17 protein-coding genes are annotated in these 24,864 nt (G+C 37.8%); 4 read left to right on the top strand and 13 right to left on the bottom strand.

Going from position 1 to position 24,864, the window contains the following annotated elements; all coding sequences use genetic code 11:
- Positions 1-25: 25 nt before the first annotated feature.
- On the bottom strand, positions 26-946 hold the full coding sequence (hutG, locus tag AC59HC_RS08225; protein ID WP_202841482.1) for a formimidoylglutamase: 921 nt from the start codon (positions 944-946) through the stop codon (positions 26-28).
- 73 nt (positions 947-1,019) lie between these two features.
- Positions 1,020-2,243, bottom strand: coding sequence for an imidazolonepropionase (hutI, locus tag AC59HC_RS08220; protein ID WP_202841484.1), 1,224 nt, complete (start codon positions 2,241-2,243; stop codon positions 1,020-1,022).
- A gap of 177 nt (positions 2,244-2,420) precedes the next feature.
- On the opposite strand from hutI, the gene ruvB reads away from it, so the two are divergent.
- From ruvB to coaE, 4 genes are all read left to right on the top strand, one after another.
- Complete coding sequence (gene ruvB / locus AC59HC_RS08215; RefSeq protein ID WP_202841486.1) at positions 2,421-3,443, top strand: Holliday junction branch migration DNA helicase RuvB; 1,023 nt, start codon at positions 2,421-2,423, stop codon at positions 3,441-3,443.
- Between the two features lie 68 nt (positions 3,444-3,511).
- Positions 3,512-4,123 carry an FMN-binding negative transcriptional regulator gene (locus AC59HC_RS08210; RefSeq protein WP_496558416.1) on the top strand — a complete coding sequence of 204 codons (612 nt, stop codon included), beginning with the start codon at positions 3,512-3,514 and terminating at the stop codon, positions 4,121-4,123.
- A gap of 13 nt (positions 4,124-4,136) precedes the next feature.
- Positions 4,137-5,003 carry an MBL fold metallo-hydrolase gene (locus AC59HC_RS08205; protein WP_202841490.1) on the top strand — a complete coding sequence of 289 codons (867 nt, stop codon included), beginning with the start codon at positions 4,137-4,139 and terminating at the stop codon, positions 5,001-5,003.
- 9 nt (positions 5,004-5,012) lie between these two features.
- On the top strand, positions 5,013-5,642 hold the full coding sequence (gene coaE, locus AC59HC_RS08200) for a dephospho-CoA kinase (RefSeq protein WP_202841492.1): 630 nt from the start codon (positions 5,013-5,015) through the stop codon (positions 5,640-5,642).
- A 138-nt stretch (positions 5,643-5,780) separates the two neighbouring features.
- Here coaE and AC59HC_RS08195 read toward each other — a convergent pair whose 3' ends face one another.
- The 11 genes from AC59HC_RS08195 to AC59HC_RS08145 form a co-directional block, all read right to left on the bottom strand.
- Entirely contained in the window at positions 5,781-10,214 is a 4,434-nt protein-coding gene (locus AC59HC_RS08195; RefSeq protein WP_202841494.1) for a GEVED domain-containing protein, read from the bottom strand.
- 167 nt (positions 10,215-10,381) lie between these two features.
- Complete coding sequence (locus tag AC59HC_RS08190; protein ID WP_496558415.1) at positions 10,382-13,417, bottom strand: reprolysin-like metallopeptidase; 3,036 nt, start codon at positions 13,415-13,417, stop codon at positions 10,382-10,384.
- Positions 13,418-13,695: 278 nt separating this feature from the next.
- Positions 13,696-14,361, bottom strand: a complete 666-nt coding sequence (locus AC59HC_RS08185; RefSeq protein WP_202841497.1) for a DUF6048 family protein — start codon at positions 14,359-14,361, stop codon at positions 13,696-13,698.
- The gene (locus AC59HC_RS08180; RefSeq protein WP_411413374.1) at positions 14,327-14,803 is read right to left on the bottom strand and encodes a hypothetical protein; all 477 of its coding nucleotides are present in this window, start codon (positions 14,801-14,803) and stop codon (positions 14,327-14,329) included. Before AC59HC_RS08180 ends, AC59HC_RS08185 begins: the two co-directional genes overlap by 35 nt.
- Positions 14,804-14,833: 30 nt before the next feature.
- Positions 14,834-16,246, bottom strand: coding sequence for a 23S rRNA (uracil(1939)-C(5))-methyltransferase RlmD (rlmD, locus tag AC59HC_RS08175; RefSeq protein WP_110008260.1), 1,413 nt, complete (start codon positions 16,244-16,246; stop codon positions 14,834-14,836).
- Between the two features lie 108 nt (positions 16,247-16,354).
- Positions 16,355-17,896, bottom strand: coding sequence for a TlpA family protein disulfide reductase (locus tag AC59HC_RS08170; protein WP_227944177.1), 1,542 nt, complete (start codon positions 17,894-17,896; stop codon positions 16,355-16,357).
- A gap of 309 nt (positions 17,897-18,205) precedes the next feature.
- Positions 18,206-18,973 carry a succinate dehydrogenase/fumarate reductase iron-sulfur subunit gene (locus AC59HC_RS08165; protein ID WP_062675785.1) on the bottom strand — a complete coding sequence of 256 codons (768 nt, stop codon included), beginning with the start codon at positions 18,971-18,973 and terminating at the stop codon, positions 18,206-18,208.
- Positions 18,974-18,997: 24 nt separating this feature from the next.
- On the bottom strand, positions 18,998-21,010 hold the full coding sequence (locus AC59HC_RS08160; RefSeq protein ID WP_202841501.1) for a fumarate reductase/succinate dehydrogenase flavoprotein subunit: 2,013 nt from the start codon (positions 21,008-21,010) through the stop codon (positions 18,998-19,000).
- Between the two features lie 15 nt (positions 21,011-21,025).
- A complete protein-coding gene (locus AC59HC_RS08155) occupies positions 21,026-21,688 on the bottom strand; it encodes a succinate dehydrogenase cytochrome b subunit (RefSeq protein ID WP_062675783.1) in 663 nt (220 codons plus the stop codon).
- 145 nt (positions 21,689-21,833) lie between these two features.
- Entirely contained in the window at positions 21,834-23,606 is a 1,773-nt protein-coding gene (locus tag AC59HC_RS08150) for a ComEC/Rec2 family competence protein (protein WP_496558414.1), read from the bottom strand.
- 141 nt (positions 23,607-23,747) lie between these two features.
- The gene (locus AC59HC_RS08145) at positions 23,748-24,839 is read right to left on the bottom strand and encodes a glycoside hydrolase family 99 protein (protein ID WP_496558413.1); all 1,092 of its coding nucleotides are present in this window, start codon (positions 24,837-24,839) and stop codon (positions 23,748-23,750) included.
- Positions 24,840-24,864 lie beyond the last annotated feature (25 nt).

The raw sequence follows: 24,864 nt of genomic DNA, 5'->3' as shown, positions 1-24,864 counted from the left end.
TCTATCGGAAGAATATAACTTTATCTTAAATCATTAGCCATTCATTCACAAGACATGCTGCCAGTCTTGCTGTTCTGTCCTGGATATCGAAAGAAGGGTTCACTTCTGCCACGTCCAGCGCTACCAGTTTTTTATTTTTTAAGATATGTCTGTAAAAATGCATAAAAGCTGTATCTGCAAAGATACCGTTATATGCCGCCGCGGAAACTCCGGGAGCGACTGATGCATTAAAGACGTCCATGCAAATGGTAAGATAGGCATAATCTACACTGTCCAGCAGTTCGTCAATACGCTGATAGACGGAGGTAAGATTTTCAAAAAATAATTCGTCTGCCAGAATATATTTCATTCCATACTGATGAGCGGTATCAAAAAGCTTTAATGTATTGGAGTTTCTCTGGATTCCAATATGCAAAGAATGGATAGGTCCTTCCTGAGCAATCTGCCAAAACCCGGTTCCGGAGCTTGGTCCTACTCCTTTTTCCGGCTGTCTGTTATCGAAATGGGCATCGATATTGATGATTCCTATTTTCTGTTCCGGAAAGGCTGTTTTAACGCCCAGATAATGAGCATACGTCACTTCATGACCTCCACCTAAAACAAGAGATTTTCCTCCTTTTAAAAGTACTTTTGACACATTTTTGGCAAGGTTATTCTGTGTATTTTCCAGATTGCCGTCTTCACAGGTAACATTCCCAAAGTCCAGCATGGAAAAGTCAGGAAGAATCACCGGAAAATTAGACATATTTTTCCTGATCACATCTGGAGCATCTTTTGCTCCCTGACGGCCTTTGTTTCTTCTTACTCCTTCATCTACAGCAAAACCGTGCAATGCAAAATCTCCTGTAGAAATATTGTCGTAATTACGTTCTTCTTTTACCCGTTGAAATATTCTGTGATAGAGAAGTTCTTCTCCGTCCAATCTGCCTTGCCAAATAGTACTCATTATTCAGTCATTTGCCTATTGTCTGTTATTCAATCAGCATCGATTGAAGAACAAATATGGTTATTTAATAATTTTATATAAGATTTCCATCAATATAAACATGTTCAGTTTTCAGGCTTCCCTGGTTATACAGTATATTCTGGAAATTATTGGTTTTAAAAGTGACAAAATCTGCCTTTTTCCCTGTTTCCAATTGTCCTCTGTCTTCAAGATCCAATGCAAAAGCAGCACGGAAGGTCATCCCTGCCAAAACTTCAGCTGTTGTAAGCTTTTGGAAGGTGGCTAAAATAGATGCCTGGGTAATGAGATTTCCCATTGGAGCAGAGCCCGGATTCCAGTCACTAGCAATAGCCACGATAGCACCTGCGTCTAATAATTTTCTTGCAGGGGTAAATTTCTCGCCAAGTCCAAGGCTCGCTCCGGGAAGAGCTGTTGCTACGGTGTCAGACTCTGCAAGGAATTGAATATCTTCATCAATGGTTGCTTCCAGATGGTCTGCAGACTTCGCTCCTACTTCTACTGCAATTCTTGAACTTCCAGGGGTAAACTGATCTGCATGAACGGTAATTTCAAAACCTAATTCTTTTGCTTTTAATAAGAATTCTTTACTTTCTTCAGGCTGAAAAGCAGATTTTTCAATAAAAATATCTACTCTGTTTGCCAATTCTTCTTCTTTTACTTTCGGTAAAATTTCGGTAAGGATATATTCCAGATATTCAGGGTTGCTTCCTTCAAAATCTTTTGGTTTTAAATGTGCTGAAAGGCAGGTAGGAACTAAAGTGGCTTTAGTTTCATTCTGTGCTTTTTTAATAATTCTAAGCATCTTCAACTCGCTTTCCACATCCAGACCGTAGCCGCTCTTCACTTCAATGGTGGTAATTCCCAGATCAACCAAAAAGTTGATTCTTTCTATTAAAGTTTTTAACAGTTCTTCTTCTGATGCATTTCTTGTATGCTGTACGGAACTCCAGATTCCACCACCGCTTTCTGCAATTTCAAGATAAGTTTTCCCTGCATTACGCATCGCAAAATCGTTGGCACGGTTTCCTCCGAAACAAATATGGGTATGTGAATCTACAAAAGCAGGAAGAACAACCTGCTCTCCTTCAATATGTTCAATTTCTATAGTGGGATTTTCTGTTTTTAATGTTTCAAAACTTCCAACTTTCTGAATGGTATTCTGATCTACTACAATTCCTCCGTCTGCAATAATTTCAAGCTGTTCATCAGAAAGTTTTCCTCTTAAGGGTAAGTTAGCAAGTGTTACCACCTGCTTAAATGGTCCTATTAATTTCATTAATATGTATTAATAATTTCTTCTCTCAAAAATACTTAAAATATCCCAATTATTTAAATCTTAGCGGTTCTCATTTTCAACCCAGGCTTAAACCGCTGTATCAATCTCAACGTTTTCTCAATCTGGCCTTCAACCTTTGTCTAAATTTGCTATCTTTGAAGTAAATGAAATGAATTAATGCCAGATTTTTTACATCCAGATAAGGAAAACTACTCAAACGAGGAGCTGATGCAGGAAGAGCAGATCCGTCCCCAAAGCTTTAAAGATTTTGCGGGACAGAGAAAAACGCTGGAGAACCTTGAAGTTTTTGTTACCGCTGCGAAAAGACGTGGCGGAGCACTAGATCATGTTTTATTACACGGTCCGCCGGGGCTTGGTAAAACGACTTTGGCCAATATTATTGCTAATGAACTTGGGGTAAACTGCAAGATTACTTCCGGGCCAGTATTGGATAAGCCGGGAAGTTTAGCGGGCTTATTGACCAATCTGGAAGAAAATGATGTTCTTTTCATTGATGAGATTCATCGTCTTTCTCCTGTAGTGGAAGAATACCTGTATTCTGCTATGGAAGACTATAAGATTGATATTATGCTGGAAACAGGTCCCAATGCCAGAAGTGTACAGATCGCCTTAAATCCGTTTACTCTGGTGGGAGCTACTACAAGAAGTGGAATGCTTACGAAGCCAATGCTTGCCCGATTCGGGATTCAGAGCAGGCTGGAATATTATTCTATTGAACTTTTATCAACCATTATTCAGAGAAGTGCAAGGGTTTTAGGAGTTGTCATTTATGAAGATGCTGCGATAGAAATAGCAAGAAGAAGCCGTGGAACGCCAAGGATTGCCAATGCATTACTGAGAAGAGTACGTGATTTTGCCGAAATCAAAGGAAACGGTGAGATTGAGATCAAGATTACCAAATATGCTTTGGATTCTTTAAACGTGGACGAATTTGGTCTGGATGAAATGGATAATAAAATCATGCGTGTCATGATTGAAAATTTTAAAGGAAAACCGGTTGGTATTTCTGCCCTGGCAACATCAATTGCCGAAAATCCGGAAACCCTGGAAGAAGTATATGAACCGTTTCTGATCCAGGAAGGTTTTATTATCCGAACTCCAAGAGGACGGGAAGTTACCGACAAAGCTTACAAACATTTGAATATTACAAGACCTAAAAACCCGGGAGAACTATTTTAATTCAAAGTTTTGGGTTTGAAGTTCAACGTTTAAAGTTTAGTTTAAGGTTAATGAGAATTGATTAGTTTATGTTTATACCTAAATTATACAGAAGCGAAGATTACAATTTGATGAGAGAGATTATCAAAGAAAACTCTTTTGCTTTACTGATTTCTTCTGTTGATAAGATACGGGCAACCCATTCTATGATGATGCTTAATGAAGATGATCCTCAAAATGTCTATATTGAAACTCATATTTCAAGAGCAAATCCCCAGGCAAAAACCTTACAGGATGGTGATGAAGTTCTTTGTGACTTTTTGGGAGCCCACACTTATATATCCAGCAGCTGGTATGATCATATTAATGTTTCCACTTGGAATTATGAGGCGGTACAGATTCACGGAAAATTTGAAATAATGGGTCGTGATGAACTGTATGTCCATTTGGATAAATTAACGTCCAAATATGAAAATTTCCAGCAATGTCCAATGATGGTGAAAGACATGGGAAGGGAATTTGTGGAAAAGGAAATGAAAGGTGCTTTTGGGATTAAAGTTATTCCAACCGAAATATTCATCAAACAAAAACTTTCTCAGAACAGAAAAGAAAGTGATTTTAATAATATTATCAGCCAACTTGAACAGTCTGATGATAACGCAAGAAAAATTGCGGAGAAAATGAAATTAATAAAGAAATAATCAAAATATACATATGAAGTTATATCCAATACAATGTGGAAAATTTAAACTGGACGGCGGTGCTATGTTCGGAGTCGTCCCGAAGAGTCTGTGGGAAAAAACAAACCCGGCAGACGAAAAAAACCTGATCGAGCTGGGAACCCGTTCTCTGCTTATTGAAGATGGAAAAAAATTAATCCTGGTAGACTGCGGTCTCGGTAACAAACAGGATGACAAGTTTTTTGGACATTATTCTCTTTGGGGAGACGATACTCTTGATAAAAATCTTAAAAAATACGGCTTTATAAAGGAAGATATTACGGATGTATTCCTTACTCACCTTCACTTCGATCACTGCGGCGGAGCTATAGAATGGAATGACGACAGAACCGGATACAGACCTGCCTTTAAAAACGCCAACTTCTGGACGAATGAAAACCACTGGCAATGGGCTATAGAACCCAATGCAAGGGAAAAAGCCAGCTTTCTGAAGGAAAATATTATGCCGATGCAGGAAAGCGGACAACTTAACTTTTTACCACTTCCCACTACCGGAAATTACGGTTTCGCTCCTGATCTGAAGATGGATGTTATCTTCGTAGACGGACATACGGAAAAGCAGATGCTTCCGGTAATCCAATATCAGGAAAAAACGGTTGTTTTTGCAGCCGATCTTATTCCTACCGCAGGACATATCAATCAGGTATACGTGATGGGATATGATACCAGACCTCTTTTAACACTGGAAGAAAAAGGGAAATTCCTTAAGCAGTGTGTAGACAACGAATATTTATTGTTCTTTGAACATGATGCTCATAACGAACTGGCAAGTCTTAAAATGACCGATAAAGGGGTAAGACTTGATGAGACGTTTAGCTTTAATGATGTTTTTGGATATTAATTTTTAATTATGGAAGAATTACATTCAGAAACACAGCAGACAGAGCCGGAACCAGCACCCAAGATCATTGGTTTAACAGGAGGAATAGGTTCCGGAAAAACCACAGTTGCGCGCTTCATAGAGGAATTCGGCTTTCCGGTTTATTATTCCGATGACAGAGCAAAAGCTATAGTTAATGAGAGTGAAGATCTGAAAATAAAAATCAAAGAACTTCTTGGCGAAGATGCTTATGATGAAAACGGATTGTATGACAGAAAATTTGTAGCGGATAAAGTTTTTAATAACAGAGATCTGCTTCAGCAGTTGAATGAAATTATTCATCCCGCTGTAAGAATTGATTTTGAAAACTGGGTTAAGAAACAAAGCAAATATTTAGTTTTTAAAGAAACAGCTTTACTGTTTGAACTGAAACTTAACAGACAATGTTATAAGTCTCTTCTGGTAACAGCCGAGGATAACATCAGGATCAAAAGAGTAATGGACAGGGATAATAAAACCTACCGCGAGGTAGAAACGGTCATGGAAAAACAAATGCCCGAAAGGGATAAAATTAAAATGGCAGACTGCATTATCTACAATAATACCAATCTGGAAGAATTAAAAGAAGAAACTGAAAAAGTGATCTTCAGTATTGAATAAATAAAAACTCGTTAGAAACTTTTCTAACGAGTTTTTTTCTGCAAAAAATTTTTCCTGAGGGGACGGATTCTTCCGAGATCTTTTACAAAAAAATAAGCCTCCATTTCCGGAGGCTTATTCTATTTGAAATCTAAATGATTATTCTTTGATAAATTTCTTTTGGGTAGTAGTACCGTTGTCATCGATATCAATTACATAAACACCGTTAATCAATCTGCTTACATTGATCTGGTTGTTGAGTAGGATACCGTCTGCGATAACCTGTCCGGCTGCATTGTAGATCTTATATTTAGCCCTCTTGCTAACATTTTTTACAAACAGTACTGAGCTTACCGGGTTAGGATAAATCATAACACTTGTCTGATCAACCGGGTTAGCGACAACAGGTTTAGAGATTCTTACCGTGTAATCCTCTACTTCTCCGTTTTTGAAGTCAGTACAGTTTACAGGGATACCGTCTCTCGACATGGCTACTCTCATCACTACATACTTATAATCTGTCATACTTACAAAGGCATCTGCCGGTACATTGAATTTACCTGAAACAGGGCTGTTTGAGTTTGGTGAAGAAGTAAATACTCTTTCATTGATGTCAAACTCTCCGTTTCTGTTGAAGTCAATCCAAACTGCGATTCCTTCGTTGTAAGTAGTTCCTGTCCATTTTTTCTCAATGATGATCTCATTGTCAGTGGAGCCCTGGATCATCTCGATGAATGTTTTAGGAACTCCTGTGTAATCTGTATACGTCGATGCTCCGGATTCATTCTCCATTGTTTTCTTACCAGTAGGCTTCACTGTAACTTTAGAGATATGCTCTCCTGTTGAGTTTTCAGCCTTCATCTTACAGTAGATTACTGTAGGAGTTGTAAAGTAGTAAGGAGGAGTATAGTTTCCTGGTGTACCGTTACAGATATTCACTACCTGCATTTCATATTTTGTTAATTCTGTAAGACCTGTCAATACAAGGTTATTAACTAATGATGGTACTTCTGTCCAGCTCGGAATTCCTACTTTTCTATATCTAAGAACATATGTTGCTCCCGGGAACGGATCCCACTGAATTGCCGCTGATGTAGGAAGCAATTGGGTAATTGTTAGTCCCGGAGGCGGAATCTCACATATTCTTTCTGTTGTAAATACTTTAGGATTTGAATATGGATTTAATGTACTTTCACCGTTACACTGGTTAGCAATCTGTACTTCATAAGTTGTGTATGGCTCCAGAGGAGTTGCACTTCCTAATACATAAGTATTGGCAGGAGCTGCCGGTAAACTCACTATATTCCATGGCCCTGTACTACCTACTTTTCTCCATCTCATGGTATACGTAGAACTTGCTGCAAGCGGAGACCACGTAATCAATGCTGTTGTTGGAGTAATATTAGTTACTGTTACATTCGGAGGAGTAGGATCACATCTTGTAGTAAATGTTTTGATTGGTGTTGCCGTTCCAACGATATCTCCACAGATTGCCGCAACCTCTACTTCATAAGTAGTTGCTGGAGTCAATCCACTGATTACTAAAGGAAGGTTACCTAATTGTGCAGAAGCATATACCTGCGTCCAGACAGTTGTTCCCTGCACTCTGTATCTCACCACATAACTTACTCCTGCTCCTGTGATGGTAACAGTAGCTGTTGTATGCGTTGTTGTAAATGTTGGTGCGTTAGGAGTTGCATTGCTGCAAGGTCTGATTCTTACTCTGTAGTCTTCTACTTCTCCATCTACTGCGTTCTGACACATTACAGGAGCATTTGTACGTTTCAGTACAACCCTCATTGTAGTTGTTAATAGTCCTGTGTAAGCATTCGAAGGAACTGCAAAAGTAGCCGTCACCGGAGTTGTTGTGTTGGCTGGAGAAATTAAAATTCTCTCGGCATCTGTAAACTGTCCGTTTCTGTCAAAGTCGATCCAGGCTGTTACAGCATCGTTACCTGTTGCACCTGTCCAGCCTTTTGCTACGGAAATTTTATTATTCTGAGAATCTACATCTAAAGTAATAAGAGTTTCCGGAGAAGTATAACTGATATAATTGGTCTGTACCGAAGTATTATTCATCGGAGGAACTCCAAGGTTCGAAGAGGTAACTGTTACATTCGAAATATGGTCATTCGTACCCGTTCCTGTCATTTGACAGTAAGTTAATGGAGGGGTTGTGAATGTTACTGTTGACGAGTAAGAACCTGTGGAACCGTTACAAGTTGTAGAAACCTGAACATCATAATTAGTCTGCTCTGTAAGACCAGTAATTCCATAGAAGTTCTGACCCGCAGGAACTGTAGCTGTCTGCCACACTCCACCCGGAGAAACTCTCCATCTGATATTATAAGTAGCTCCTGCAGTAGCAACCCATGATACCGTTGCTGTAGTAGCTCCGATATTATTTACTGTAATATTTGTTGGAGCGGCCGTTGAACAAGGCTGAGCATCTACAAATTTTACTGCATAATCTTCTACCTCTCCCTGAGTGAATGTACCACAAGGGTTAGCATTATCAAAATATCTCATTACTACACGCATACGGGTAGGAAGAGTTCCTGTATACACGTTACCACTTGCAACGGTAGGTACTGAGAAAGTAGCCGTTACAGGAGTAGTTGTATTGTATGTGGTATTAAGAATTCTTTCACTGGTTTCAAATGTTCCGTTTCTGTTAAAGTCTACCCAGGCTGAAACTGCATATGAAGAAGGAGAACCCGGCCAGTATTTGTTTACAGAAATTTTATTATTTGCTGAACCTCTTTCAAAGATTACTACTCTTGTAGCATCCGGTGTATAATCTTTATAATTGTCAGATCCGGAATTACTCATCATAATAGGAGTATTCGTAGGAGTAACAGTTACATTATTAATATATCCGCTTGTTGCAGTATTGCTTGTAGGACCTGCTGTACAATAAGTAAGAGTAGGTGTTGTAAAGGTAACAGTTGGTGAGAATGCCCCTGTAGTACCTCCACAAACAGTGGCTACCTGTACATCGTATGCAGTCTGTTCCAATAATCCGGTAAGTAATTGGTTACTGATTAATGGTGTATTTACTGCAATCTGCTGCCATGCTCCGGAAGGAGAAACTCTGTATCTTACGATATAAGTAGCTCCTGTAGTGGATGTCCAAGTAACATTCGCTGAAGAAGGGGTTACATTATTAACCATGATATTAGATGGCGGTGCTGTAGAACATCCAGCCAAATCGATAAGTTTTACTGCATAGTCTTCAGTTTCACCATAATAATAAGTTCCACAAGCACTAATTGGGCTGTATTCATTTAATACAACACGCATTTTTGTAGTCAGGTTTCCTGTATAAGCACCACCGGCAGCAGTTGGTACTGTAAATGTAGCGGTAACCGGAGTTGTTGTATTACTTGGTGAAGTAAGTACTCTTTCACTCGCTTCAAAAACACCATTACGGTTAAAGTCAATCCAAACTCCTGTCAAGAAGCCGTACTGGTAGCCTGGCCACGTTTTTGAAACTGAAACGGTAGCTGTACCTCCTCTTACCAAAGTAACTACTCTTGCAGGATCTGTACTGTAATCTGTATAGCCACTCTGACCGGAGTTGCTGTACATAGACGGAGCACCTTGTGCATTTACAGAAACCTGATTGATATATCCATCAATATAGGTACTCGTAGCAGCGGAATTACAATAAGTAAGTGCAGGAGTTGTAAAGTTGACGCTGGAAGAGAATGCTCCCTGTGTTCCTCCACAGACAGTCGCTACCTGAACTTCATACTGAGTCTGCTCAGTTAATCCGGTAATAATCTGGTTTGCGACCATAGGAGTTGTCACATTGATTGTTGTCCAAGCTCCTCCTGATACAGGTCTGTATCTTACAACATAAGTGGCACCTGCAGAAAGGTACCAGCCTATATTAGCAGAAGTTGTTGTCAGGTTTGAAACTGTAATATTGGTAGGCGGAGCTGTTGAACAAGCCGGAAGCGGGTGGCTTTCCAACTGTATTCTGGGAATATCTGCAAGTCTGTCTTTTGCAGAAGGAGGTGCTGCAGGATCAGGATTTGCGCTATCTTCATAATAGATGATCCCCCTGTTTGCTCCTGCATTGTATGATCCCCAGGCCGTACCTGGAGAAGATGCATAATCAGGAGTTTTTTCATTTACAGCAACCACAAGGTTGTCTGTTCCATTCCATAAAAATGGTGTAGACAATTGAAGAGTTACCCAGCTTCCATTCGTTAAGTTAGGTAAAACTCCGTCAAACACCTGAGTCATAGAACTTACCGGAATCCAGCTTGTATTGGTGGCAAAGTTATTCTGGGTTGTATTTCCCATGTATACCACCCAATCCTTATATACAGCCTGAGAGGATGCAACGGTGGTGGAATAAAACTTTATAGCCGTGATATAGTTTGACGTACCTATAGCAGTCGTAAGCTCTGCAGCAGTATAAATCTGCTGAGAATAACTATACCCATAATAGGAACGTATGGGGAGATACACAGAGGTACCCGTTCCTGTCCCGATCTGGCCTGCCTGAGCCGAGACTTTGGATACAAAGCCTGTGCAAATCAAACAGAGAAACAGAATTAAAGAGGTAAAGAATTTCTTCATAATGTTTTCATTATAATATTAATCACACAAATCTAATCATTTTTTATTATTAATTTATAAGTACATTTATGTTTTTTTTATAAAAAAATAACAAATTAACTACTTATGATCTAAATAAAGAAATCCCCGGGTAGTTCCGGGGATTTACTAATATTTAAAGGTTATCTTTATTTCTTGATAAATTTAGATTTGAACTGTTCAATTCCTTTATCATCAATAGTAATTATATAACCACCTTTCACTAAAGCTGAAACATTTACTTTTCCATTATTGATATTTCCTCTGTCTACTAATTGTCCGGCAGCACTATAAATTTTATAAGTTGCTTTATCTGAAACTTTAGTAATATTTAAAACATCAGTTGCAGGATTTGGATAAATCTGAATACCATTATTTTTAACATCGTTTTCAGAAGTAGAAAGGTTACCTGTGATCACTACATTATAGTCTTCAATTTCTCCATATTGGAAGTTAACATCACATACATATTCTGCAGGTAATGACAGACCAACGTTTCCATTTCCGGTTCCGGCACCTACATAGAATGCCACAACTCTCATTCTTAATGGCTGTCCTTCTACTGCATTACTTGGAATCGCAAAGTTTCCACTTACTACCGTTGATGGCTGTGTTAAGGTCACAGGATAATTCAATACTCTTTCTGAATCACTGAAAACACCATCCTTGTTAAAGTCAATAAATGCTGCTACAGCATCGTAATCTGCAACATCAGGATTCCCCACTTTAACAGATATAGGATACGTATTTCCTTTTGTTAAGTTAATCTGAAGAGCTGAATTTGTTGTATAGTTTGTATAGGTACTGTTTGCAGAAGTATTATTTACATTCGCTACTGTTACATTCGCAATATACTCATAGTTTGCCTGAGCTGTAGAAGCTGTACAATAAGTAAGAGCAGGTGTACTGAAGTTTACAGAAGCAGAATATGTTCCTACTGTAGTACCGCAAACTAAAGCTACCTGAACTTCATACGTTGTATCATCAATTAAATTGCTAAGGTTGATTGAAGGAACTGCTGTATCAGCTTCAGTCCATACAGTTGTACCTACTTTTCTATAACGTACTTTATAAGTTGCACCAGTATAAGACATCCAGGATACACTTCCTGAAGACACGGTGATATTGCTTACCACAACGTTAGTTGGCGCAGCACTGCTACAAGCAGATAGAGGTGCGATAGTAACAGGTCCTACTGCATAGAAAACATTTCCTATTGAAGAAACTCTTACTTTAATAGTCTGACCGTTCAATGAAGAAGGGAAAGTAAAGTTTTCAGTTCCGTCGTTAAGTGTTGAAGCAGATAATACAGTCCAGTTTGTACCGTTATCTGTAGTATAGTCAATTTTTACATTCGTAACATTATAAGGAGATGCATTGGTATTGGCAACAATCCATTGAATTGGAGTTGGCGTATTCACATCAGCATATTGGTTAGCTAATCTGAAAGGACCATTATCTCCTACAACAATAGTCTGAATTTTAAAAGCAGATTGCTGTTGGGCTACATTGGAATTATTATCTCTTACCGTTAATGCAAAATTTGTAGTTCTTGCCTTAGTAGATACGGCTTCCCATGTATTGTTCGCGTTATTTAAAACTCCGCTCATTACAGAAGTAAATTTCGGGAAGTATCTTGTCGGGCTTGCGTTTGGAGCAGCAGATCTGAATGAAGCTCCTGATGTTGTATTTCCTAAATTATACTTATCAATAGAAACTGAAGCATCATCTACCTCTTCCCAGGAATAAGTCATTGGATCATTTTCAGGATCTGTAGCAGAACCTGTTAAAGCAAAAGCAGTACCTTTAGGTATAGTATATGTTGGAAGATCGGCAATTACCGGTGGATTGTTGGTAATTGTAGTTTCTACATCACAAGTTTTTGCAATTAAATTAGCCTGTACCTGACCGATACTTGCTTTATGGAAATAAGGATCAGAGTTTTGCTGAACATCTGTATCAGGGCCGGTAATACCTGCATATCCCATGATGGTAGTTCCTGAACCTGGTTCCATATTTACTCCGCTTCCTTCAAGATTATGAGAGAAAGTATGGTTAGCTCCTAACTGGTGCCCCATTTCGTGTGCAACATAATCGATATCAAAGGCGTCACCAGACGGAATTCCATTCGCCGGAGAAGTAAATCCTGAACCTTTTCCTTTAGGAACTGTAGTTGTAGGATTGATACATACACACCCGATACATCCGGCGTTTCCTCCACCTCCTGATTTACCGAACAAGTGTCCGATATCATAGTTTTCGTTTCCAACATTGGCTGTCAAAGCTGCTTGCAGCTGTGTGTTCCAAGCCCCTTGTGATCCCGTTGCAGCTGCTGCATATGGATCGGTTGCCGGATCAATATAAATTACATTTGGAAAATTCTGCAGGTTCAAGTGTAGTGCAAAATCTTTCTCAAAAACTCCATTTACTCTGGTTAGGGTATTATTGATAGCAACAAGAGCAGGAGCTCTTTTCTCGGCATCTGTAGCAGTGGCAGGCACGTTTGCAAGTGTCATAAAGTATTGTGTATACTCACCTGTAACAGACATTGCCAGTCTCATTGTTCTGTATTTCTTATCAGAACTTTTGTTAAAAGTTGTTGGCTGATTAGAAAAAGACTGCCCATTTTTCAATAAAGCATCTATTTCCTTCTTAGCAGCAGGAGATTCTTCTGTAGAACACAGGAAACCGTTCTTATCCTTTTTTGTTTTAGGATGAACAGCATAAATCGTTTTGTCTGCTGATGCCGGATCGATAAATTCATATTTATCTCCATGGATAATCATTGACTGAAAATCGTTAGGAGCGATACTGAATCTTAAGTATTTGGTAGGGTCATCGACACTTGTTCCAACATAAGATCCTAATTCATACTTGTCTGCCAGTTCTTTTACAACTACCGGAAAACTGTATACATTAAACCTTTCAATCTTCCCGCTCATAGTAGGAAGAGAAATTACTACAGGAGTGGAATTAGCTCCCATTTCCTGTGCATTCTTCAGCTGAGATCTCAGTAAGTTCAGGTCCAGTTTATAGTACCCGTTACCTCTTACATTAGATTGATCTACTCTAAATCCTGTACTTCTTTTGTTGTCGTCTCCTTTTTTAAGAGAAGTAGGTGTCCATTGCCCGAACACTGCCCCTCCTATGCAAGTTAACATTAAAGCAGTAAATACTCTTTTCATAAATTAAAACACAATTATAATTTCCGCCAAATATAGCTATTTTATAAATCAAACAAATGAAATAACTTAATATTTTTTAATATTATACATCTAAAAAACATATTCATTAAAAAAAACACAAATCAAAGAATATGATTAATTTTATATTCTATATATTGTACAATTCAAGAATTATCATTTATAAAAATTATAAGTAACATTCATTAAAAAAAACACAAACTTTAGGACAATCTAAAGTTTGTGTTTTTTTATATTTTAAATGGTAAGAGCAGTTATTTCTAGAACTTATAAGCAATATTCCATGCAAACCCCATATTAAACTTTGAGGAACTTCTTCCAAAGCCGGGAACGATCATTGGAGAAATATCATCCTGTTTGGAAGTGTAAACCATATATCTTGGCTGAAGATTTACATCTATATAAAAATTGGAACTAAACAATTGCACTCTGCCCCCCAATGTACCTTCAAGCCAGAAAGAAGACTGAGAGGATGAAGGAAATGCTTCAGAGGAACTGCTTCCCCCAAATCCGCGAACGGGAATTGCCATATATTCCTGGTTATAGAATGATCCTGCTGCTTTTCCACCAGCATAAAATCCGTTGAATTCATTCTCTGCATCTTTTGCCAGCATATAGAAAGCCCCCAACTTAACGAAGGGACCGCTTGCTTTTGCATCATAACCATTCTTCTGATACACATTCTTTTCAAAACCTGCTTCCGCAATAGCATGCAGATTTCCTTTTATCTTTGACGAAATAAATCCCTGATACAGTTTTCTGTCTGAAAAGAATCCGGCTCCGGTGTTCAGTACATCAAGGCCAACCATAAAATTGGGTTCATATTTCTCATGAACTTTCTTTTCTGCTTCCTTTTTTTTCTCTTGTGCCCAGCTTATTATTCCCAATAAACTAAAAAGAAAGGTAAAGATTAGTCTTGTCTTCATTCTCTATTTGATTTTGCCCGGCTTCCAGTTTCAGAACAGGATTCGGAGTTACTAATTCTGAACTTAAATTCTCATAAGATTTTTTGATTCCGCACCCCGGAGATACATAGGTAGACTTTGTACTATAGCTGATTCTTACATGAGACTCCGGCCCTTTGAATCTGGTTTTGAAATAAACATCCGTATAGGGTGAGTTGTCTACACGTAAAGGAATTAACCTGGAATCAATGTTGGCAAGTTTTCCCAAATCCACCTTTCCTCCGCCATAGTCTACTGATACATACAATGTATCTATGGTTGTATCCTTTCCTTCCACCAATGTTCTGAAACCTACCTTCATTCTGGGAGTTCCTTCTCCGCTTTCACAGATATCATCATCTCCGCCACAGGAAAAAAGCATTCCTAAAAAGCAGATTGCTATGAGAAATTTAAAGTACTTCATATTAAGATTTGAAATTCAAATTTAAATAATTTATTTTTTAACAAGCAATGCAATGTTCTCAACATGGTGCGTTTGCGGGAACATATCTACCGGTAAGATCTTTACTAAAGTATAATGATCTTTCATCAGGGCAAGATCTCTCGCCTGTGTTGCTGAGTTACAGCTTACATAAACTACTTTTTCAGGTGACAGTTTTAAAATCTGCTCTACAACCTTCTGGTGCATTCCATCTCTTGGAGGATCCGTGATTAACACATCTGCTTTAGGATGATTCGCCATAAATTCATCATTGAAAATATCTTTCATATCTCCACAATAGAACGTTGTATTTGTCAATCCGTTCAATGCGGCGTGTTCTATAGCTGCGTCTATGGCTTCCTGTACAGATTCTATTCCAATCACCTGTTTTGCATTTCTTGCTACATACTGGGCGATTGTTCCTGTTCCGGTATAAAGGTCATACACTACTTCATCTCCTTTAAGATCTGCAAACTCCAATGTTTTTCTGTATAGCTCCAGTGCCTGTTTGTAGTTGGTCTGAAAGAATGATTTCGGACCGATTTTAAACTGCAGTCCGTCCATTTCTTCCATAAGGTATCCTTCCCCGAAATATACATTGATATTTAAATCATAAATAGAGTCATTCTGCTTAGGATTAATAGCATATACCAATGTTTTAATCTGCGGGAATTTTTCTAATAAGAATTCAAAAAGTTTTTCTCTGTTTTCTTTTTCTTCTCTGTAAAGCTGGAAAAGAACCATCCATTCTCCTTTGGAGTTCTGTCTCATCATTAAGGTTCTTAAGAATCCTTCCTGATTTCTCACATCAAAAAAGTCAAGGCCAGTATTAACGCCATATTCTTTTACAGCCAGTCTAATGGCATTGGAAGGATCTTCCTGAAGGAAACACTCTTTCAAATCAAGAATCTTGCTCCACATTCCCGGAATATGAAAACCTAAGGCATCTTTGCTCCCGAAATTTTCTTCGGAGCTTATTTCATATTGAGTAAGCCATCTCGCATTGGAGAAGGAAAACTCCATTTTATTTCTGTAAAAATATTGTTCTTCAGATCCTAGAATCGGAACCGTTTCAAAGTCATCAATTCCTCCGATCCTTTTGATATTATTATAGACTTCTTCCTGTTTAAAATCAAGCTGTTTTTCATAGCTCATATTCTGCCACTTGCATCCTCCGCAAGTACCAAAATGAATACATTTAGGCTCAACTCTGTACGGTGATTTTTCAAGAACTTCAATGGCTTCGCCTTCATAGTATTTAGACTTTGCTTTCTTCACTCTCACATTCACAATATCACCTGGAATGGCGCCTGTTACCATTACCGTTTTACCTTCCTCTGTTTTTCCTATTGCCACGCCTTTTGCTCCAGCTGTCAACAATTTTATATTTTCAAGAGTTAGATCTCTTTTTTTCTTCCTACTCATTCTAAAATTTTCTATTTTCCTAATTGAAACTTTAACGTTCCGGTTTGCAAAAATACAATAAAAAAAACCTTATCCGAAGATAAGGTTTCTATACAGTGTTAAAGTTTATTATTTTGTTGGAGCCGGCTGTGGATTTGCTGGCTGTGGGGCTTGCTGCATTGCAGATGGATCAAGCTGCAGTTGTGGCTGCATTTGCGCATTCGGATCTACTTTCGGAGCAGAAAGACCTGTCAGCTTATCAAGAATTGTCACCAATTCCTGCTCACCAAGGTTGACGAAAGATCTGCTGGCAATTTTACCGTCTTTATCAATGATTACAAAGCAAGGTAATTTGAATCCGTATACCCCATATTTCTTAGCGATATCTGAGTTCAATCCTCCTTCTCCATAAACATTTACTCCCTGAATTCCTTTTAATAAAGAATTACTTGTTTTAATGAACTGGTCTTTTGTATCATCAACGTTTACAAATACAAAATTCATTTTAGACTTATAGAAGTTTACAACTTCTTTTAATACAGGTACGGTAGCTTCGCTGATGTAAGGATTCCATGAAGCATAGAAAAACAGCATATAAGGTTTCCCTTTGTTTTCAGAAAGCTTGTAAGCTTTTCCGTCTTGTTTTGCTAAAGCTGCTTCGGGAGCTGCCTCTCCGATTTTAAGTCCTGTAATCGCTACCTGCATTTTTAAAAGGTCGCTTTTAATAGTAGCATCTTTAATATCTGAATCGATGATCTTCTTAATCTTGTCGATATTAGCAGCCGGAGTTGTTGGATGAATATCAGCCTGAGCCATTACAAATGCAAGAAGATAATCTTTTGTTGTCTGAGATAAATCTTTTTTAGTTTTTAAATACTGGGCAAACATCTCAGAAGTTGTAATACCTGTTTTTCCTTTGCTGTTTGCTTCAGCATATTTCTGGAAATCAGGAGTCATTTTTACCAGAAGATACTGTCTGTAAAGAGGAATGGTTTTCACCATTGCTTCTTTGTCTGTTTCTAACTGGGTTTCATAATCTTTAAAAGCTTTAGAAGATTTGTAAGAAGGGTTTCCGGACATTGGGCCGTGAGACATTTCATAGTTGGCAAGCAAATTAAGAATGGTTACTTTCACATCATTTTTTTTCCACTCTAATAGTCCCTTGCTTGGATTATTTTTCTTAGCAAGGTCATCCACGTTTTTATTAATATCTGCTTCAATTTTATGCATCCCTTTTAAAAATGCAGCTTCATCTCCTGCCATCAAAGCGCCTAAGTTAACTTTATTACCATACTCAGCTAAAAACTTCTGAGAAGCCGTAAGGAAATCATTATTCTTTTTAGCATCTCCGGTAATCACATATTCATTTGGGAAGGTAGCTCCGTTTCCTGAGATATTCACTTTCTGTCCTCCTTCAAGATAGATCAGGCTTTGTCTGCCTGCATAGTTGATTACGTACATCCCATCCTTAGGAGCATCAAAACTTCCTGAAAAGTTTCCGTCTTTATCGAGACCTATATTAATTAAAGGCAGGGTTCCTACTCCTGAAGCTTCTACAAATTCAATTCTTTCCAATGGTGAGCTTCCGGTAATTTTTCCTTTTACTTCTACTTTTTTTGAACAAGACATCACAAAGAATGTGATGATAAACAATAAAAGATATTTTTTCATTTCAATTTTTAATATTACACAAAAATACGCTTTTTAGGGCTTGCTAATTCACACTAATTATTTTTTTTAAAAATTTTATTATTACCGTTCAAAAGGGGTATTCCAATTATTGAATGATACCTTTTTGATGGTAAAAAGCATTTGAAAGATTTTTCAGAAAAACGATTCAACTACCTTTCAAATATATAGTTTATAAATAAAGAATGACGAAGATCTGCCCATAAGTTAACAAACTTTAACAGAGTCTTCTTTTTCATAAAAAAATCGCCTCCAAAAATGAAGGCGATTTTCTATGTATTTGAATCAATTCTATCCTTGATCTACAAGAGCAGCCATGTATTCTCTGTTCATTCTTGCAATGTTTTCAAGAGAAATTCCTTTAGGACATTCTACTTCACACGCACCTGTGTTTGAACAGTTACCAAATCCTTCTTCATCCATAGCTTTTACCATGTTCAGAACTCTTCTCTTAGCTTCTACTCTACCTTGTGGAAGTAATGCATACTGAGAAACTTTTGCTCCAACGAATAACATTGCAGATCCGTTTTTACATGTCGCTACACAAGCTCCACATCCAATACAAGCTGCAGCATCCATTGCTTTGTCTGCATCTTCTTTCGGAACAGGAATAGCGTTAGCATCCAATGTATTACCGGAAGTGTTCACAGAAATGAAACCTCCTGCTGCCATTACTCTGTCGAATGCGCTTCTGTCTACCATCAAGTCTTTGATAACAGGGAAAGCAGCACTTCTCCAAGGTTCAATAACGATAGTCTCTCCATCTTTGAACATTCTCATGTGAAGCTGACAAGTTGTGATACCTGTATCAGGTCCGTGAGCTCTACCATTGATGTAAAGAGAACACATACCGCAGATTCCCTCACGACAGTCGTGGTCGAAAGCGATTGGTTCTTTTCCTTCGTTAATTAAATTTTCGTTCAGGATATCTAACATCTCTAAAAATGAAGAGTCTGTAGATACATCTGATATTTTATAGGTCTCAAACTGACCTTTAGTTTTACTATTTTTTTGTCTCCAAATTTTCAGCGTAAGATGTAAGCCTTTTTTTGCACTCATAATGTTATATTTATAGGTTGGAGATTATTTATAACTTCTAGTTTTAACCTCGATGTTCTCGTAGATCAGTTCTTCTTTATGCAACACTTCCGCGTTGATATCGTCTCCCTGATATTCCCAAGCTCCGACGTATTTGTAGTTTACGTCGTCTCTTTCCGCTTCTCCGTCAGGAGTTGAATGATCTTCACGGAAATGTCCACCACAAGATTCGTTTCTGTGTAGTGCATCGATAGCCATTAATTGTCCAAGCTCAAGGAAGTCCGCCACTCTGAATGCTTTTTCAAGCTCAGTGTTCATTCCTTCTCCTTCTCCCGGAACTTTTACATTTTTCCAGAAGTTGTTTCTTACTTCTTCAATTTCCTTGATCGCTTCTCTTAACCCTTCAGGAGTTCTTCCCATTCCTACTTTATTCCACATAATGTTTCCTAACTGCTTGTGGAAATAGTCTACAGAATGAGTTCCTTTATTGTTTAAGAAGAAATTAATTTTCTCTTTAATTCCTTTTTCAGCCTCGTCAAATGCTGCTGAATTGGTAGGAATAGTTCCTGTTCTGATATCTGCAGAAAGGTAATCTGCAATCGTGTAAGGAAGTACAAAATATCCATCAGCAAGACCCTGCATCAAAGCAGAAGCACCCAGTCTGTTTGCCCCGTGATCTGAGAAGTTAGCCTCACCGATTACGAAACATCCAGGGATCGTAGACTGAAGATTATAATCAACCCATACACCACCCATTGTATAGTGAACCGCAGGATAGATCTTCATTGGAGTTTTGTAAGGATCATCAGCTGTAATTTTTTCGTACATTACGAATAAGTTACCATACTTCTCCTCAACCCACTTTTTACCAAGATCATAGATCTGCTGATCTGTAGGATTATGAATATGTTTTTCGATAGCGGCTTCTTTACCTTTTTTCATGATCTCTGTAGAGAAATCAAGGTAAACACCTTCTTTAGTATCATTATTTTCAATTCCGTATCCGGCATCACATCTTTCCTTAGCAGCTCTGGAAGCTACGTCTCTAGGTACAAGGTTACCGAATGCAGGATATCTTCTTTCCAGATAATAATCTCTATCTTCTTCTTTAATATTTTCAGGTCTTAATTTACCTTCTCTGATCGCTACTGAATCTTCAATTTTCTTAGGAACCCAGATTCTTCCTGAGTTTCTTAATGATTCAGACATCAAAGTCAGTTTAGACTGCTGTGTTCCGTGAACTGGGATACAAGTAGGGTGAATCTGTACGTAACATGGGTTTGCGAAGTAAGCTCCTTTCTTATGGATTTTCCACGCAGCTGAAACGTTCGATCCCATTGCGTTGGTAGAAAGGAAATATACGTTTCCGTATCCTCCTGAAGCAATTACCACTGCGTGAGCAGAGTGTCTTTCAATTTCTCCTGTTACAAGGTTTCTTGCAATAATTCCTCTTGCTTTTCCGTCAACAATAACAAGATCCAACATCTCATGACGGTTGTACATCTTAATTCTTCCTTTACCGATCTGACGGCTCATTGCAGAATAAGCACCTAATAATAACTGCTGTCCGGTTTGTCCTTTTGCGTAGAAAGTTCTTTTTACCTGAACCCCACCAAATGAACGGTTATCCAGCTGACCACCGTAATCTCTTCCGAAAGGAACCCCCTGGGAAACACACTGGTCAATAATATTTGCAGAAACTTCAGCTAATCTGTAAACGTTAGCTTCTCTTGCTCTATAGTCACCACCTTTGATGGTATCGTAGAATAATCTGTAAGTAGAGTCACCATCTCCCTGGTAATTCTTAGCTGCGTTGATCCCTCCCTGAGCGGCAATCGAGTGAGCTCTTCTTGGAGAATCCTGGTAGCAGAATGCTTTTACGTTGTATCCTTGCTCAGCTAATGTAGCTGCAGCAGAACCTCCTGCCAAACCTGTACCTACAACAATAATATCAATCTTATCTCTGTTGTTTGGTGCAACAAGGTTCATATGGTCTTTATGATTTTTCCACTTGTCTTTAAGAGGACCCGCTGGAATTCTTGAATCTAATTTACTCATATTAGTATATTGATATTATTGAGTTATAAAATGGAAAACTGCTACGATGATGAATCCTGCAGGAATAAGGATGGAATACCATTTCCCGAAAGCTTTGATCACCGGCGTATATTTTGGATGTCTGGCACCGATAGACTGGAATGAAGACTGGAATCCGTGAGCTAAGTGTAATCCTAACAAAACAAAAGAGATTACATATAGAGCCACTCTCCAAAGATCAGCAAACTTTTCATGGAGCTCAGGCCAGAAACGTTCTGCATCAGGAGTCAATCCTTCTACATACTTGTAATTCATTTCGTGTAGCCAGAAATCATATAAGTGAAGCGCCAAGAAAGCTAAAATAACAGCTCCTGAAATAATCATATTTCTGGACATCCATGAAGAATTCACTGATGCGTTGTTTGCTGCATACTTTACCGGACGCGCTTTATTATTCTTGATCTCCAATACAAATCCCATTACAAAATGGAAAATTACTGCAAAACCAAGAATAGGCTGCATTAAGAACTGCACAAAAGGATTATAGCCCATAAAGTCGGATGCTGTATTGAATGCATCTTTGTTTAGAACTGATAACAAATTGGTTGTCAAATGCAGTATAAGAAAAATCAGCAAAAACAGAGCTGATAATGCCATAGCGTATTTTCTACCTATCGTAGAACTCGTTAAACCTGCCATATAAGTTTAAATTTGAATTTCCACAAAATTAAGAAAGTTTAACAATATCGAAAAGTGAGAAATCTCACAAATAGACAGTTTGTAATCTTTCTAAATAAGATTTTCACCCGTTATAAATACAGGAAAATGGCTAAATTCAGAACCATCATTTCAGATCATAAGTCTTATCCCTGAAAACTACTTTTTGGATGGAGGGTGACAAGGTTTTTATCTCAAAATAGTCTACTCTTCTGGATGCACAATATGGGTTGATTATATACTGTAAAACCCCCGCCTTATTTTTCATATCCGAAATCCAGAAACATACTCTGCTACCATTTTTTACTGAAAAAATCCTGCTTTTATTAAAATGATGAACCAATATCTCTTCTTTCTGATGTTCAAAAGCCGTGATTCCGCTTCTTATCATCAGAAATAGTAAAACTGTCATCAGCAACCTCATCGTGTTTTTCACCTTGAATTTCAGAATAGCCGGCCTTAACCAATATACAAATACAGATGCAGACATCACTTCTATCCCACTCATTGGAATATTTTCAAAGAAAAGAAAATCAACCTCAGCAAACCAGTGGATCATCTTCAGCAGAACCTGAATAACTTCATCATACACTCTGTTTATAAGATCAAAATCAATTCCCAAAGAAATAAGACCGGTCATTACAAATGAAAAGACAATGATGATCTCAGAAAAAGGAACAATAATAACATTGGCAATAATTGATATAAATGAAAACTGATGAAAATAACAGAGCACCAGAGGAAGTGTTGCCAGCTGTGCTGATAGAGAAATTGTAATGGTGTTATACAAAAGTTTTTCAATATCATTATTCTGTTTTGGAAAGCATTTCAGCAATGGCTGATTCAACCAGTAAATTCCCAAAACAGCCAGAAAGCTAAGCTGAAAACCCAGATCAAAAAGCTGCTGGGTATCTCCAATCAGAATAAAAAAAGCAGATAAAGCAAGTGAATGAAGAAGATCCGGTTTCCGCTGGAGCAAAACGAAAATAAAATAAACACTCAACATGATACAGGACCGCAATACTGAATTGCCCAATCCGATAAAAGCAGCAAATAACCAGATAAAAATCAAACTGAGAATGACTGCATATTTTCTGAGTTTTAAGGTTATAAAACGAGTCAGTAAAAAATAAAAAATCCCAAAAACAACAACAATATGAGTTCCGGAAATGGCCAGAAAATGAACCAGTCCTGACCTATTGAAATCTCTGACGGTGCCTGCATCAATCTCTGTTCTATCGGCCAGAATAATAGCTTTTAGAAATTCTTTGGTTTTTTCTGAAATTCCTGTTTCCTCAATTTTTTTAAGAACCTCAAGCCGGTATTGCCTAAGCCGGTCTGCCCATGTTAAGTCATTCCGCTCCGCAGAAACAATTCCTTCTGAAATATAAATCTGGTAATGAATATGCTTCCTTTTCAGGTATTGGGCATAATCGAACTGAAAATCATACGATGGCACCTGAGGTTGCGTAATATAAGCCTCAGTTTTGTAGTAGTGAATAAAATCCAGTTCTTTCCTGTCTTTTGGAATATAAAAAATTGAATTGAAACAAGTTCCTTCTGCCTGTATTACGCCTTCATATTTTCTATACTTTTCAGAAGAATTTAATTTCTGAGAGATCTTAAATGTAACTGTTTCATGTTTCTTTATCAGAAGCTTATCGTCTGACAAAGAGGTATTATAAAAATGAAGAATAATGCCTCCTCCAAACAATAGGAGCATCAGTAAAACAGTTTTGGTTTTATGTAGAAAATAAGAATGAAAGCAGATTACAACAAGCAGAACCGAACAAGTTACAGCAACCCCATCAATAAAATATTCTGCCAATGCTATTTTATCCTGAAAAAGAATTCCAAGAATAAAACATACTGCCAGAATAAGAAGAGGCTGCTTGTTCAATTTCCATTAATTATCCTTTTAAAATAAGTGATTAAAGGAGAATTTATAAACTCTTAAAGAACTAAATAAGCGCTTTGTCTTCATCAAAAATGTCAACAGAACGCTTTATTTTTTGTTTTAAAAATTAAGTTTGAAAGTATATTATTTCTTTTTCAGAAATTTATCCGTCAAACGCTTCGTTTCTTTTATATAAAATAAAGGATCTTTACCGTAATCTTCATATTTGAAATCACCTGCTTTTTTAGGAACAGCAGGCTCTATTTGTGTTCCTTCATGCCATTCATTGAATGATGTAATTCCAATAAATTCCGGTTTTACCCTGATGGCTGCATCAAACATCTTCTCATAATATTTTCCGTTGTCTCTGCTTTTGAAATTGGCTTCGTTCCATGGGCGGATTCTTGTATCTGAATATCCGGGACCTACACAAGGAATAAAAATCAGATGATGATCTTTAGCAAATTTGGCCATAAAATCCCAGTTGGCTGTTGTACTTCCATACACAAACCCTTCACTGGCAAAATAAGTGTAGAAACCGTCAAAACCTGAGTTATTAAAAAATTTAGCATCATTTTTCTCCACCCAAAGCCCGATATAAAGTGCATCTAAATCTGTGTTTCTAACTGTTTCCTCGCCATTTTTGGATAATATTTTCATCCATTCTTCTTTGGGGATTTTATAACTGTCATAGACATAAAACAAAGGCTTCCCTTCTTTTTTATAGAAAGCATGATGATGAGAGTAAGTTTTTACCAGATAAGAAAGCTGTTCTTTTAATTCTGATGTATTTTTATAGAACGGCTCAATATGAAAGGCAATTTTTAAATCAAAGCGATCTGCAATATCCAGATATTTGATAAGACTTTTATCCGTAAACGAATCTTTTCCCAGCCAGCTTACCACCACCACTCCCACCCCGGAGTCTTTGATCATTTTCATATGCTGCTCTATGATTTTTGTGTCATTCGAGCTATAATTTCCAAGCGCCGGGTAAAAATTAGCACCAATATCATCTCCTCCTGTGTGATGGCCCAGATTATTCCATTTCGGATTACTCCAGTGAGGAAGGATCTCATGATTCCAGTGCTGATAACTTCCGTCCGTTGCAGGATTTCCATACCAACCGTAATAAAATATCTGGATTTTATCTCTTTTATCGTTCTGCTGGGCAAAACTGTTTGAGAAAAATAATGTAAACGTTAATAATAGGAGAAAACGGCTAAAATAATTCATAGTTACAATGTAGATTAAATTCTCA

The sequence above is a fragment of the Chryseobacterium sp. DZ-32 genome, from assembly GCF_059587025.1.
Note: the sequence above shows the minus strand (reverse complement) of the source record. Positions and strands in the feature narration are given on the sequence as shown.